This is a genomic window from Natrinema soli (assembly GCF_028618695.1).
The window spans coordinates 22,693-36,122 of record NZ_JAQIVI010000297.1 but is presented as its reverse complement, the minus strand read 5'-3'; the positions used below and the strand labels follow the sequence as shown (position 1 = coordinate 36,122).

Annotated in this window: 10 protein-coding genes and 1 pseudogene; 5 read left to right on the top strand and 6 right to left on the bottom strand. The window is 58.6% G+C overall.

Annotated elements, in window-relative coordinates; all coding sequences use genetic code 11:
• The first annotated feature begins 104 nt into the window (after positions 1-104).
• Positions 105-1,280: a thiolase family protein gene (locus PGX04_RS17855; protein WP_273739751.1), complete on the top strand. Its 1,176-nt coding sequence runs from the start codon at positions 105-107 to the stop codon at positions 1,278-1,280.
• Positions 1,281-1,360: 80 nt separating this feature from the next.
• Here PGX04_RS17855 and PGX04_RS17850 read toward each other — a convergent pair whose 3' ends face one another.
• From PGX04_RS17850 to PGX04_RS17835, 4 genes are all read right to left on the bottom strand, one after another.
• Complete coding sequence (locus tag PGX04_RS17850) at positions 1,361-2,485, bottom strand: thiolase C-terminal domain-containing protein (protein WP_273739750.1); 1,125 nt, start codon at positions 2,483-2,485, stop codon at positions 1,361-1,363.
• Positions 2,486-2,526: 41 nt separating this feature from the next.
• The gene (locus tag PGX04_RS17845; protein ID WP_273739749.1) at positions 2,527-2,973 is read right to left on the bottom strand and encodes a Zn-ribbon domain-containing OB-fold protein; all 447 of its coding nucleotides are present in this window, start codon (positions 2,971-2,973) and stop codon (positions 2,527-2,529) included.
• A 110-nt stretch (positions 2,974-3,083) separates the two neighbouring features.
• Positions 3,084-3,410, bottom strand: coding sequence for an AtuA-related protein (locus PGX04_RS17840; RefSeq protein ID WP_273739748.1), 327 nt, complete (start codon positions 3,408-3,410; stop codon positions 3,084-3,086).
• A 1-nt stretch (position 3,411) separates the two neighbouring features.
• Complete coding sequence (locus PGX04_RS17835) at positions 3,412-4,770, bottom strand: acyclic terpene utilization AtuA family protein (RefSeq protein ID WP_273739747.1); 1,359 nt, start codon at positions 4,768-4,770, stop codon at positions 3,412-3,414.
• A gap of 160 nt (positions 4,771-4,930) precedes the next feature.
• Here PGX04_RS17835 and PGX04_RS17830 point away from each other — a divergent pair.
• Positions 4,931-5,257, top strand: a pseudogene (locus PGX04_RS17830) (transposase); the annotation flags it as partial.
• A gap of 277 nt (positions 5,258-5,534) precedes the next feature.
• On the opposite strand, the gene PGX04_RS17825 reads toward PGX04_RS17830, so the two are convergent.
• On the bottom strand, positions 5,535-7,145 hold the full coding sequence (locus PGX04_RS17825; RefSeq protein ID WP_273739746.1) for a class I adenylate-forming enzyme family protein: 1,611 nt from the start codon (positions 7,143-7,145) through the stop codon (positions 5,535-5,537).
• Positions 7,146-7,195: 50 nt separating this feature from the next.
• On the opposite strand from PGX04_RS17825, the gene PGX04_RS17820 reads away from it, so the two are divergent.
• Positions 7,196-7,642, top strand: coding sequence for a transposase (locus PGX04_RS17820; protein ID WP_273739745.1), 447 nt, complete (start codon positions 7,196-7,198; stop codon positions 7,640-7,642).
• Between the two features lie 457 nt (positions 7,643-8,099).
• Here the strand turns inward: PGX04_RS17820 and PGX04_RS17815 are convergent, their stop codons facing one another.
• Entirely contained in the window at positions 8,100-9,815 is a 1,716-nt protein-coding gene (locus PGX04_RS17815) for an acyl-CoA carboxylase subunit beta (protein ID WP_273739744.1), read from the bottom strand.
• Positions 9,816-9,923: 108 nt separating this feature from the next.
• On the opposite strand from PGX04_RS17815, the gene PGX04_RS17810 reads away from it, so the two are divergent.
• Both PGX04_RS17810 and PGX04_RS17805 read left to right on the top strand, forming a co-directional pair.
• Positions 9,924-11,798 (top strand): acetyl-CoA carboxylase biotin carboxylase subunit, encoded by a 1,875-nt coding sequence (locus PGX04_RS17810; RefSeq protein WP_273739743.1) that lies wholly within the window; start codon positions 9,924-9,926, stop codon positions 11,796-11,798.
• A gap of 291 nt (positions 11,799-12,089) precedes the next feature.
• Positions 12,090-13,076 (top strand): LLM class flavin-dependent oxidoreductase, encoded by a 987-nt coding sequence (locus PGX04_RS17805; protein WP_273739742.1) that lies wholly within the window; start codon positions 12,090-12,092, stop codon positions 13,074-13,076.
• Positions 13,077-13,430 lie beyond the last annotated feature (354 nt).

Below are 13,430 nucleotides of genomic sequence, written 5' to 3'. Positions count from 1 at the left end.
GGGGGGGGGCCGTGCTGCGGTATGTTGCGAAGACGACCAGATTACGACTCGAACACGCGGGGGTCGGAGAAACACTCAAATCAATCGACTCTCATGGTTACGTTATGCAGGAAGCAGTCATCGTCGACGCCGTCCGGACGCCGTTTGGAGACCGAAACGGTGCGTTTCAGGATACTCACCCACAGGATCTCGCAGCAGAGCCGCTTCACGCGCTCGAACAACGCGTCGGGTTCCATCCAGCCGACATCGAAGACGTTGTATACGGGTGTGTTTCTCCAGTGGGCGAGCAGGGACTGAACATCGGGCGAATCGCACCGATGGTCGCCGGCTGGGGCGATGGCGTGCCAGGCGTCCAGCTGAACCGGATGTGCGGCTCGGGCCAGCAGGCCGTCAACTTCGCCGCCGGCCAGATTCGTGCCGGGTATCACGACGTCCTCGTGGCCGGTGGCATCGAGCATATGACCCGGGTGCCGATGGGGAGCGACGGCAATGCCGAGGAGGGTGTTGTCGACGAACACGCCGTGACTGACACCTACCTTGAGTACTACGACGAGATTACGAGCCAGGGAGAGGGCGCCGAGCGAATCGCCGAGGAGTACGGCTTCTCTCGCGAGGACGTCGACCGCCTAGCCGTCGATTCACAGCGTCGGTGGAAGACTGCCTGGGACGATGGGCAATACGACTCCCAACTCTGGCCGGTCGAGACGACGCTTGACGGTGACGATATCACCGTTGAAAAAGACGGACACCCGCGCCCGAACTCAACGACAGAATCACTGGGGAAACTCCCCCTTGCATTCCGCGAGGAAGGCGACGGCGTCCATCACGCAGGCAACTCCTCTGGCATCGTTGACGGGGCAAGTGCCCTGTTAGTGACGAGCGCCGAGGCCGCCGAGGAGCATGGGTGGGAACCGATGGCACGCGTTCGGCAGACTGAAGTCGTCGGCGTCGACCCGATCACGATGTTGACCGGTCCCATTCCCGCGACCGAGCAGGTACTGGATAAAGCTAATCTCACCGTCGACGACGTGGACCTGTTCGAGGTGAACGAGGCGTTCGCATCAGTCGTGCTCGCATGGCTCGAGGAGACTGGCGCGGATTGGGACCGCACGAACGTCAATGGCGGCGCTATCGCACACGGCCACCCACTGGGAGCGACCGGAGCTGCGCTGCTCACCAAACTGGTACACGCTCTCGAGGAACGAGACGAGGACGTTGGACTCTCAACGATGTGTATCGGGTTCGGTCAGGGCATCGCAACGATCGTCGAGCGACTATAGGCTGCATCGCTCGACAGAGACGGTGGCACCACACGTTGGTTTCTCGACGACGACAGATTTCGAATCTCCGCCGCGAAGAGTCAGCGGGTGCTCAGGATCGTCACCGTCGAGACGCCCCCCTCCCCAAGGAGTGCACCACCGGAGTTCTGCGCCAGCCCGATCGACGGATCTTCGACCTGACGTGGGCCGGCCTCCTCGCGCAGCTGCCAGACGAGTTCGCAGAGCTGCGCCACACCAGTTGCGCCGACCGGGTGGCCCCGGGACTTGAGTCCACCACTCGGATTGACCGGGATTCGTCCGTCACGCATCACGTCACCGTTTCGGACGAGTTCGGCTCCCTCACCGTAGTCCGCCAGTCCGAGCCCTTCATAATGCATCAGTTCGCCGATCGTCGCAGCGTCGTGGACCTCGACGATGTCTAGGTCGTCGGGACCGACACTGGCTTCATCGTATGCTCGCTTCGCAACGCGTTCGTCGAGTTCCTCGCGCCAGTACTCGCGGTCGCTGTCGAGATAGTGGCCACTGGACATCTCGACCGCGTCGACGTACACTGGGTCGTCGACTAGTTCCTCCGCGACCGCTCCGGGAGCGATAACGGCCGCCGCTGCGCCGTCGGACATCGGGCAGGCGTCGAGCAGGCGAATTGGGGCGGCGATACGCCGTGATTCGAGCACGTCCTCGCGGTCGATATCCAGGTGGAGATGCGCGTGTGGATTCGCCCGGCCGTTGGCGTGGTTCTTCACCGCGATATCGGCCAATTCCTCTCGTACGTCACCGAAGCGGTCCATGTATGTAGAGGCACGCATCCCATAGACACCCATGAACGTCATCCCCATCGCTCCCTCCACTTGTGCGTCGGAGGCACCACTCATATCCTTCAAGGCGACCTCGGTCGGGACACCACTCATCTTCTCGACGCCGAGAACGAGCGCGATGTCGCAGCTTCCCGATTTGACTGTCTTGTACGCCTCTCGAAACGCACACGTCGAACTCGCACACGCGTTCTCGACGCGCGTAATCGGAATCCCGGTGACACCCACTTCACGGAGAACTGCCTGCCCGATGACCCCGGTTTGATCCTGTGCCGTTCCAGCGACGTTGCCGACGTAGGCCTCTTCGATGTCGCCGTTGGAGACGCCCGAATCGAGAAGTGCCTCTCGGACGGCACGGCCGCCGAAGTCGGTCGCGCTCGCCCTCGAGTTCACCGAAGTCCGACTGACCGACACCGACGACAGCGACATCTCGGTCAGTCATCAGCATCCCCCGCACCGAGACGGAAGCAGTGACCGAACAACGGTTCGTTGCTCTCCGAATCCACCGTGATCTTGTCGAGTATCAGTCTCACGGACGTACCCACCTCGAGACCGCCGGACTCCCATCCCGTGAGCAGGGAGTAGAGCCTGACACCCTCGGGAAGGCTGACGTACCCGCACGCATACGGCGCCTCGAAGCCTTCCTGGCCGGTACGGACGATCGTGTACGTCCGTAACTCGCCCTCCCGCGAAAGGTCGACGCTGGTGACGTTTTCGGAGAGGCAGCGTCGACAGAACGAGGTGGGCGGAAAGCCGACGTAGTGACAGTTGGTGCATTCTGTGCCGACAAGGACGGGAGCACCGTCCTCGGCGATACGAATCGTGCCGTCAACGACGAGTGATGCAGATTCGCCGTACTCGGGGTGAACTCGGCTTCCCATACCCTATTCGATTCCTACGTCCGATTAAGTATTCGGGTCGCTGCGGCCGGAGGTTCCGGTGTGCCAATCGGTGCGAACGCGGACCGTACGTCCGGTCGGCCGGAGGGTGGTCAGTCGTCGGTGTCGATACTGACGTCCAGTTCCATCCGGAGGACTGCGCCGCTGTAGGTCTTGCCCTGATTGTCGAGGTACAATGATCCTACGCCACCACCCCCAAGCGCTTCGTGGAGGACGAAATTGAATGCGTGGATGTTTTCCATCGGGTATCGGTCGACCTCGCCCTCACACAGTTCCCCGAAGTGATCTTTGACCCGCGCTGCCGTGACGTACTCCTCGATGATCGGGTAATATTCGGGTTCCTTTGCGATTACGCCGATGTTGGCGATGTTGCCTTTATCGCCCGAGCGTGCATGTGCGATCTCGCGTAATTCGATCACGTCAGTTCACCCCCGTCGACTCGACAGTGAGTGTTGGTTCGACGGCATCGCGAGGAATAGTGCAGGGCCAGAACGAGAGGACGGGCTCGGGGTTCGGTCTCCCCGACACGAGCTGCGTGACGTTCGGCGGTCCTGCAATCGCAATCGGGATCGCGGTTTTCCCGAACGAATCGATCGCCTCCTTTCGATCGGCTGTTACGGCGATCCGGAGTACGATCTCGTTTGGATCCTCCGGACGGGGGCTGATCCCGCCATGGCAACCGTTATATCCGACGTATTCCGTCCGGATCTCGCGCAGGTCGACGTCATCACGTTCGAGTCGCCTACGGATGACGTCGTCGGCTCGCTCCGCCTTTTTCAGCGCATCTGGCCACGAGTAGGTAAGCAGCAGTTGCGCTTTGTATCCGTCGCGATAGAGCGCACTCACTTTAAGCGATTCCGGTGGCGCCTCCCCCTCGCACCCAGTCACCCGGACGCGGTTCTCGCCGATCCGGTCCAGCTGTGGTGTCGTGAAGTCCGCTGTGACGTCGGGCGTGTGGTAGGCGGTCGGATCCTTGATCTCGTACACGAGTTGTTCCTTAACAGTCGCTTCGTTTACGAGTCCGCCCGTCCCGTTGGGCTTGGTCACGACGAATTCGCCGTCCGCGTCCATCTCGACGATCGGGTACCCCATCTCCATGAAATCGACTTCCTCCCAGTCCTCGAGGAAGACGCCACCAGTCACCTGCGCACCACATTCGAGGAGGTGACCAGCGATCACCCCGCTCGCCAGGTTGTCGTACTGAGTGGGGCTCCATCCGAATTCATGGATCATCGGTCCGATAGCGAGGGCGGCGTCGATACACCGGCCTGTCACGACGATATCTGCTCCCTCGTCGAGTGCCTTCGCAATTGGAAACGACCCGAGGTAGGCGTTGGCAGCAACGAGGTCGTCGGCGACCGTCTCGAACGACTGTCCGGAATCCATATTGTCGAATTCAATACCTTGTTCGCGGAGGTCCGGGATGCGTTCGAGGATCTCGTCGCCGGCCACGGCCGCCACCGATATGTCGGCGTCAGCGTTCGCTGCGACATCCATCACGGCATCCTTACACGACTCCGGGTTGACGCCGCCCGCGTTCGCCAGTAGCGTCACGTCTTGTGCCGCGAGGTCCTCGAGTAACTCCCCGACCAGCGGTGGAAAGTCCCGAGCGTATCCCAGCGTCGCATCCCGTTCCTGTTGGCGTTTGAGAATGGCCATCGTAATCTCCGCGAGGTAGTCCATCGCAAGATAGTCGAGGTCGGCCGCCGACTCGAGCATCCGCGATGGTGCCGCTTGATCGTCGCCCCAGTAGCCGGAGGGGTACCCGATCCGTATCATGCTGCTACCCATGTTAGGGTGCCTCATCTTAAAGATTCTGGGGTGGCGGCGGTCAAACTGTTTAGCTCCATTATTATAGATACTGAAAATATACGAAAACAATTGGTTTATTGAGAAGAATCTCCGTCTTAATCTGAGAACATACCTATTATTTTACCATTCCGAAGTCGGCGAGGTTGATCGGTTCGACCGACACGAAGAGCAAGTGAGCTACGCTGGCCTTGATCCTGTAGTGCACCAGTCTGGTGATACCGAAGTTCATGGGAGCATCAGCAAAGAGGGCTCAGCGTCGCTGCGCTTGGCCCTCGTGCAGGCTGCTTACAGGGCTATCCGCTATGATGACTATCTGAGGGATTTCTACACACGGCTGAAGCAGCGGAAGAACAAGTAAATAGCGATTGTCGCAACAGCACGGAAGATGCTGGTCTCGATCTTCTACATGCTGAAGCGACAGGAGCCATATGATCCACCGGAGGTGAGTGCCTGAGCGATCTGTGAATCGCTCAGGCACGGCGTGCTTTCGTCCGCACAGCCACCGCTACCGCAATCACGAGTTCCCCGCCTGCCGGGATTCCCGGTTCGGTATACCGCTGCTTTCTGGTGATTCTTCAGTTGTGTCCAGGTGAGCTACGGCTCACCCAAACAATTATAGCCTGGAAATCGTGATTTCTTGGTACGGGATTTTCATAGGAGCTGAGTAATCTACTGATGAACGCGATCTTGTCATCACAAAGGCGTTTGGGTGGGGTATGGTCGAACGATAATTATTCGTCGCGCTCCTCCCGGAGCTTCGATAGAGTAGTGAAACTTACGTCCTGAGGGACTTCGACCCACTCGGGTAGCTTCTCCTCTAGTTTGGGAGAGATCTTGGTTTGTTTGGCCGGCGTCCGTGGGATTTCGTCGACAATGGTGTACAGTCGAGGACGTTGCCAGTCGGCAAGGTTATCTTTCATATGTTTATCTAGTTTATCAGCTATTTCTTCCTCCGTTATATTTGAGTTGTGCGGAACAACTAACGCGGCAGGCACGGTGCCGAATCGTTCGTGGGGGACGCCTACCGTACCGCCATCGTCGATTAACTCCGATTTGAGGAGGGCATCGTCAACCTCAACTAGCGATAGTTTCTCGGCACCACTGAGAATCATATCGTCTGCGCGGCCAGTGATAAACAAGTAGCCGTCCTCATCGAAGTATCCCATGTCGTCGGTGTGAAACCATCCATCGTTGTCAAATGCTTGGTCCGTCCGGTCTGGATCGTTATAATATCCGGGCGTAACATGATCTCCCCGAATGCACAATTCACCCTCCTCGTTGGGATCAGTAATTTCTTCACCCGTGGTGATGTCAACAAGTTTTGCTTCTATGAGTTCATCTAGTGGTTTCCCAACGGAGCCAGGAGGCATCTGGAGGTCTTTATCCTGTGCTATTGGGGACGCAGAGATTGGCGTTGCCTCGGTCATCGCTAACCCTCCTGAGACCCGCATACCCTTTTCTTGCAACGCTTGCTGGAGATCTGGCGTGAGAGGACCACCACCTGCAAGGGTCTTGATACCACTTAGGTTAACATCGTCCCACCAATCTTGATTCATCATATCTCGAATCATGGTCGGGGGGAAGTATGTATACCATGTTGGGTTATATTTCTGAGTAAGTTCCCTCACCCGTTGAGGGTCCCATCCACCAGGGATGATATGTGTCCCTTTACACCCGACAGCGTACAGTGCGCTAGTTATCCCCCCGATATGATAGATAGGCGTGAATAAAACGAGGGAATCCTCTGGGGTAAGTCCCCGGTAGGCGTCACAATCAGCCCGGACGGATGACTGGAGCATTCCATGAGTCTGCATTGCTCCCTTCGGTGATCCCGTAGTGCCAGCCGTGTAATTTATAATTGCTACCTCATCGCGTTTCTTAGGTGTTGGATAAAGTTCTGTAGAGTAGTCGGTGACCGCTTCCTGAAGAAGCGGGGCTCCGCCCTCCCCGGACCAGACAAGGTGTTCAATGGAATCAACGTCCTTGACCAGCTGTTCCGCCTCATCAAACACCCGTTTGTCCGCGATGACGACCTTTGCTTTGGAGTTTTCCACATTATCCCGCAGTATTTCGTATGGGAGCGTATGATTTTCTAAAGTAATAATACCGCCCGCTTTCGGCACGCCAAACATCACTGCCTGTGTCCATTCTGATGCAGGCATGAAGCCACTAATGACGTCACCGTCATCTATGTCGTATTCCTCCCTGAGGAGATTTCCAATCTGACTCGTCAACGAGTTAAATTCCTCATAAGTGTACTCATTTTCATTCGGACCGACAACCGCTAGATTGTCAGGCGCTTCACGTGCTGCCGATTCTAGTAACCATGCAATGTTAGTCATCCCGTTTCACTTCATAATCTCTATTTACGGAGCCTAGTATAAAACTTTCGGTGGCCTGTATCTGTTGTTCGGTGACGACGGCGATGCCCCTCCTGTACGATTTGACGACCGTCTTCTCCCGCAGCCAGAACATCAAACGGGCCGAGGGCTACAATCCCGATCGTCTCTACGTCGACCAGCTGGGCGTGATCCTCGCGTTCTCGGCGGCCACCCAGTTCCCCGCCGGCGTGGACGTGTTCTGGGGCTCAATGAAGGATATCACCACCTTCAAAGAGTTCCTAGATATGCTTGACCCCAAGGAGGTCGTCTTCATCGTCGACCGTGGGCTGTTCAGTCAAGACCTCATCAAGGACTTCAGCGACGAGGGCATCAACTACGTCGTCCCGCTTCGCAAGAACAGCCAGCCGATCAACCTTCGATGGCTGCGCAGGCAAGAAGCGTTCATCTGCCGGAATCGGGCAGTGCGCTGGGCCCGACGACCATTCGTCTTTAGTTAAGACTCACACCTCGGTTGCGTAGCGGTAGTCGAACCGTTCGCTCAACCGATGCATGTTCTTGATGACGCCAGGGATCTGGAGGTCGAGAAGTGCGATTGAGCTGCTCTCCACGTCTTCTCGACGGTTCCCAGGAGGAGCCATCCCATCGCGTCGTGAACAATGGCTGGTACCGACGAAGGAACCGTTGCTGGGGGTACAGGAATGTTCGGTCCGTCGAGCTACCTTGCTCGTCGAGCGTGATTGGTGTCATGGCCGGTCTCTTTGTGAAATCCCAGCGAACGCTGGGGGTTATATCTTCGTCAGACGAGAGCGCCAAAATATGACTTCTGGCGTCCGGCCGGCTTACAGTCGGCTATAGTTCTCCGCGGGAGTCCAGCTACCTGTACTGATCCGACCAACGAATAGAATCCTAGCTCGTTCGTTCGGATTGAGCGGAATTAGCCTAGAACGGTTGGGCCTAGAATAACATCGCTCCGTGTTTTCGGTCCGGGCGATGCTTCTCCTTCCCATCGTACATCTCGAACCGATTGGCGATCTCTGCCCGGAGGCCTCGTGGCGGGACGAGTTCGTCGACGACCATCTCGGATGCAAGTTTGTGGATATCGATGTCCTCGCGGTACTCTTCGCGGAGTTCTTGCTCCCGTTGTGCTCGCTGTTCCGGGTCGTCGATGTCGGCTAACTTGTTCGCGTAAACCGCGTTGACCGCTGCCTTCGGCCCCATCACCGCGATTTCGCTGCTCGGGAGCGCAAGTGTCGCGTCCGTGTCGAACGCCGGGCCGGCCATCGCGTAGGTCGCCGCACCGTACCCTTTCCTCACGAACACCGAGACCTTCGGCACCGTGGCACAAGACGTGGCATACACCAGTTTCCGTCCCTTCTGGAGAATCCCCTCCCGCTCGATCTGCTCTCCGATCATATATCCGGGCGAGTCACAGAGATACAGCAACGGGATGTTGTAGGCGTCACACTGCCAGACGAATCCGGCGCCCTTCAGGCTGGAGTCCGGATAGATGGCGCCGGACTTAACATCCGGCTGGTTCGCTAGCACCCCAATCGGCCTGCCGTCGATGCGGGCGAATCCCGTTATCATCTCCGGCGCGAACTCGGGTTTCAATTCCAGGAACGACCCCTCGTCGACGAGGTGATCGATGAGTCGGTGGACATCGTAGGGGGCGTTCGGTTCATCCGGGATGATCGTGTCTACAGCCGCGGGATCCGCGGCGGGTTGGCGGCCGCTCACTCGTTGGGGCTGCTCGCGGTAATTTTGTGGAAGGTACTCGAGGAGTTCGTGGACAGTTCCTGCCGCCTCGGCTTCGTCGTCTACGACGATGTCGACGCTGCCGGTATGGCGGGCGTGCATGTCGGGACTCCCGAGCTCTTCGATCGACGTCTCCGTTCCGGTGACCATCTCGACCATCCTGGGGCTTGCGATGGCCATCGCACTGATGTCCCGGACCATGATGAGGTAGTCGCTAAAGACGGGCTGATACGCCGTTCCGGCGAAGTTGGGGCCGTACATGATGGCGATCTGCGGGACACGGCCGGACATGATACACTGGTTGTAGAACTGTTTGCCGCCGTGATACCGGTCGGCGTAGAACCCGGCTTGAACGTCGATTCGGCCTCCGCTCGAGTCGATGAGATAGACGATCGGAGCGTTCGCTTCGATCGCATGTTCTTGCATCCGGACGAGCTTCTCGATGGATTTGTCGGCGATCGTCCCGGCCTTGACCGTGTAGTCGTTGGCGGCGAAAAACACCTTTCGGTCATTGATGAGCCCTGCTCCGGTAACCATGGCGTCGGCCGCGAGGTTCTCTTCGGCGTCGTAACTGGCGAAGGTACCGTCCTCGAACAGGATCTCGTCGAACAGCCGGTCGATACGCTCCCGGACGAACAGCTTACCGATCTGTTCAAGCTTTTCGTGTCCCCGCTCCGGACCACCCTGGAGGATCGTCTCAATCTCCTCAAGGACCTCGCGTTCGCGTTCGGTTGCGGGCTCGACAGTGTCAGGTGACTCCCGCCGGGGAAGACCGAGCCGGTCCTCCGAAGCGACGACACGTCCGCTGCCCGCCTCAACGAGAGACACATCGCTTCCGAAGTGTTTCGAGAGTGCAGTCGCCATCGCGTCTAGTTCTTGGTTAGTGGTCTCCGAAAACTCACCTTCGATGTCCATAGATAACCATCTGAAGTCAAGCATAATAATCCATCGCTAAATTCGATTCAGATCCGATCCTAGGTCAGAAGAAAAACTAAATATGGGTGGCCGGTCTGATATCCCGTAATGTTCGAGAAAGTCCTTGTCGCCAATAGAGGGGAAATTGCCGTGCGCGTCATGGCCGCATGTCGGGAACTCGATGTGACGCCGGTGGCTATCTACAGCGACGCTGATGAAGACGCGGGCCACGTTCGGTACGCCGATGAGTCCTACCGCGTCGGACCAGCGCGTGCTGCGGAGTCGTATCTCGATGGAGACGCCATCATTGACGCGGCTCAGAAGGCCGACGCCGACGCAATCCACCCCGGCTACGGCTTCCTCGCCGAGAACGCGACGTTCGCCCAACAGGTAGCGGAGACTGATGGTATCACGTGGATCGGCCCTTCGGCCGAGGCCATGACCCGGCTCGGAGAGAAAACCGAGGCCCGACAACTGATGGACGCAGCTGATGTACCGATCGTTCCGGGAACGATTGAGCCCGTCCAGACACCCGACGAGGTCCGGGCGTTCGCCGAGGAACACGGCTACCCGATAGCGATCAAGGCCGAAGGAGGTGGCGGCGGCCGCGGCATGAAGATCGTCCGAAGCGGAGACGAAATCGAAGGACAACTGACGAGTGCCCAACGTGAGGGGGAAGCATACTTCGATAACGATTCGGTCTATCTGGAGCGATATCTCGAAGCGCCGCGCCACGTCGAAGTACAGATCCTTGCTGACGACTATGGGAACGTCCGGCACCTCGGGGAGCGAGACTGTTCGTTGCAGCGCCGTCACCAGAAAATCATCGAGGAAGGACCAAGTCCTGCCTTGACCGACCAGCTCCGGGAACGGATCGGCGAGGCTGCCCACCGGGGTGTCCGCGAGGCCGGCTATACGAACGCTGGTACCGTCGAGTTCCTCGTGGACGAAAATCCCACCCGTGACCCCGATGAAAAACTCGGTGCTGATACGGATTTCTACTTCCTCGAGGTCAATACCCGTATCCAAGTCGAACATACTGTCACAGAGGAGTTGACAGGCATCGACATCGTGAAGTGGCAGCTCAAAGTCGCCGCCGGCGAGGAGCTGACCTTCTCGCAGGACGAGGTCGACGTTGACGGCCACGCGATGGAGTTCCGAATCAATGCCGAAGACATCGCCGCCGACTTCGACCCGGCTACAGGAACCGTCACGCAGTACGATCCCCCGGGTCGAATTGGCGTTCGTGTTGACGATTCCATCCGGAAGGGCGACGAGATCAGCGGCGAGTACGACTCGATGATCGGAAAGCTCGTCGTCCGTGCATCGGATCGCGAGGAGTGCATCCAGCGTTCTCGACGCGCTCTCGCCGAATTCGACCTCGCTGGCATCCCCACTACCATCCCGTTCCACAGGCTCATGCTCATTGACGATCCGTTCGTTGACGGCATTCACACGACGACCTACCTCGACGAGGAACTCGAGGGCGAACGGCTCGAGCGTGCAGTCGAGCGGTGGGGGCAGGACGCGACCGAAACCGACGACCCGGCACGGACACTGACAGTTACGGTCGGCGGCAAACAGTTCGACGTCAGGATCGCCGGGGGCGCTCACACCCAAGCGGGGGTATCGGTAACGGCCGACCGGACCGCCGGATCGACGCGGCGTGACGTGGCGTCTCGTGACGGAGCAGCCGACGACCGCCCGGACAACGAAACGTCCTCGTCCTCCTCGGCGGGAGCCGGGGCGGTCGACAGTGACGACGAAAACGTTGTCACGGCCGGGATGGACGGAACGGTGCTCTCGGTCGAGGTCGAGGCCGGTGACACGATTGCCGCCGGTGACCGTGTGTGCGTTCTCGAGTCGATGAAAATGGAAAACAACGTAGTCGCCTCACAAGCCGGCGACATCGCGGAGGTGCTCGTCGAGGAAGGAGACAGCATTGTAACAGGTGATGCAATCGTTCGCCTTTCGGCGAAGTGAACGTATCCCCGTGGGAGACCAATCTCGTCACGAGGGATGTAAATCGTCGCTCACGAGGGGACACAGATTGGCTCCCCAACGACAGTATAGGAAACGCGTGCTGGAAGGGCATTTGCGGCCTGTCCTGCAATTGTCCGGCACGGACGAGATCCTTCCCCGAAGGTGAGTTGGGGTCTCGAACGATGCGTTACCGAGCAATGATATCCACGCGGTTCTTGGGCATCAATCAAATAGCCTTGCACGTCTATCGTAATGGAAATAACTTTGTACGTCTATCGTAATAGCCAGACGATGTCACAGATCGGATTCGTCATTCCCGACGAACTGGCAGGCTTCAGCATCGACGAGATGGTAGCGTTTGCTCGACACGCCGAGCGACGGGGGTATCACTCGGTATGGAAAGGCGAAACGTCTGGGACGAACTCGATTGCAGTCCTCAGTGTAATCGCACGTGAGACGGAGGATATCCGACTCGGAACGGGAATCGCGAACGTCTTCTCCAGATCACCGACTCTCCTGGGGATGAGCGGCGTTACGCTCGATGCGATATCCAACGGACGGGCGATACTCGGGGTCGGCGTGAGTTCCCCACCGATCGTCACTAAGTGGCATGGACTCGAGTTCAAGCAGCCATTGCGACGAGCACGCGAAGCGATCGAGATTATCCGGCAAGTCGTCGATGGCGACACGGTGGAGTACCACGGCGACGTGTTCGATGTCGGGCCGTATTCGGTCGGCTTTGACGGACTCCCGGACCAGCTCCCGATTTTCAATGCTGCAATGGGGGAACAGAATCGCCGCCTCACTGGTGAGTTTGCCGACGGCTGGATGCCGGTCTTCACTCCGTTTTCGAAACTCGAGCAGTACGCCGACGCACTTACATCGACTGCCGAAGACGCTGGGCGGCCTGCCCCAACGATTGCCCCGTGGGTCCCCGCAGCGGTCGCAGACGAACCTGCGGTCGCCAAACAACGCGTCAAAGACCTGCTTGCACAGGAGATGGCGATGGGATACAATCGCCTCCTCCACGACCACGGGTTCAGAGAGCCCGCCGACGAAGCCCATGAACTATGGCGCTCTGGCAACCGGGAGGCAGCCGCTGACGCCATCACCGACGAACTCGTCGACGAGTTCGCCGTCTATGGAACCCCCGAGACCTGTCGGGAGCGCCTCGCTCCATACTACGAAGCCGGCGCAGATCTCCCAATCCTGTGGCCACCGTTTACAGCCAGTCGTGACGCTGTCGAGGATCTGATCGACGCGTTCGCCCCTCGGTGAGTTATGCATTCGGCAAAAAGCGATTCGCAGCCGACCGTCAGACGAGCGACAATTGGAGGTGAGGCGTCCGGCTCGATATCCACCAGTAGCGAAAGTTGTTCTCCGCCTCTATCTCGGCCCCAATTCGCCGCGATAGTCGCCGGCGTTCGAGAGTCACCAGGGCGCGACCGCCATCGTCACTACTAGCCGTCCGTGGCTACCAGTACAATGTCGTCGAACCGTTCTCGCACTACTTTCTTGTCAACTCCCCCGTGATAGTTTGGGGAATCTGGTCCAGGAATTCGTAATCGTCCAAGAGCCACTAGTCCGGGACCGATTTAGCGAAGTGGGTTTCCAGTTCCACCGGAGTCGCGT

What these genes read in the sequence shown, in the direction of transcription:
- PGX04_RS17855 (WP_273739751.1), top strand. Translation starts at nt 105, where the DNA reads ATGCAGGAAGCAGTCATCGTCGACGCCGTCCGGACGCCGTTTGGAGAC.
- PGX04_RS17845 (WP_273739749.1), bottom strand. Translation starts at nt 2,973, where the DNA reads ATGGGAAGCCGAGTTCACCCCGAGTACGGCGAATCTGCATCACTCGTC.
- PGX04_RS17835 (WP_273739747.1), bottom strand. Translation starts at nt 4,770, where the DNA reads ATGATACGGATCGGGTACCCCTCCGGCTACTGGGGCGACGATCAAGCG.
- PGX04_RS17825 (WP_273739746.1), bottom strand. Translation starts at nt 7,145, where the DNA reads ATGACTAACATTGCATGGTTACTAGAATCGGCAGCACGTGAAGCGCCT.
- PGX04_RS17815 (WP_273739744.1), bottom strand. Translation starts at nt 9,815, where the DNA reads ATGGACATCGAAGGTGAGTTTTCGGAGACCACTAACCAAGAACTAGAC.
- PGX04_RS17810 (WP_273739743.1), top strand. Translation starts at nt 9,924, where the DNA reads ATGTTCGAGAAAGTCCTTGTCGCCAATAGAGGGGAAATTGCCGTGCGC.
- PGX04_RS17805 (WP_273739742.1), top strand. Translation starts at nt 12,090, where the DNA reads ATGTCACAGATCGGATTCGTCATTCCCGACGAACTGGCAGGCTTCAGC.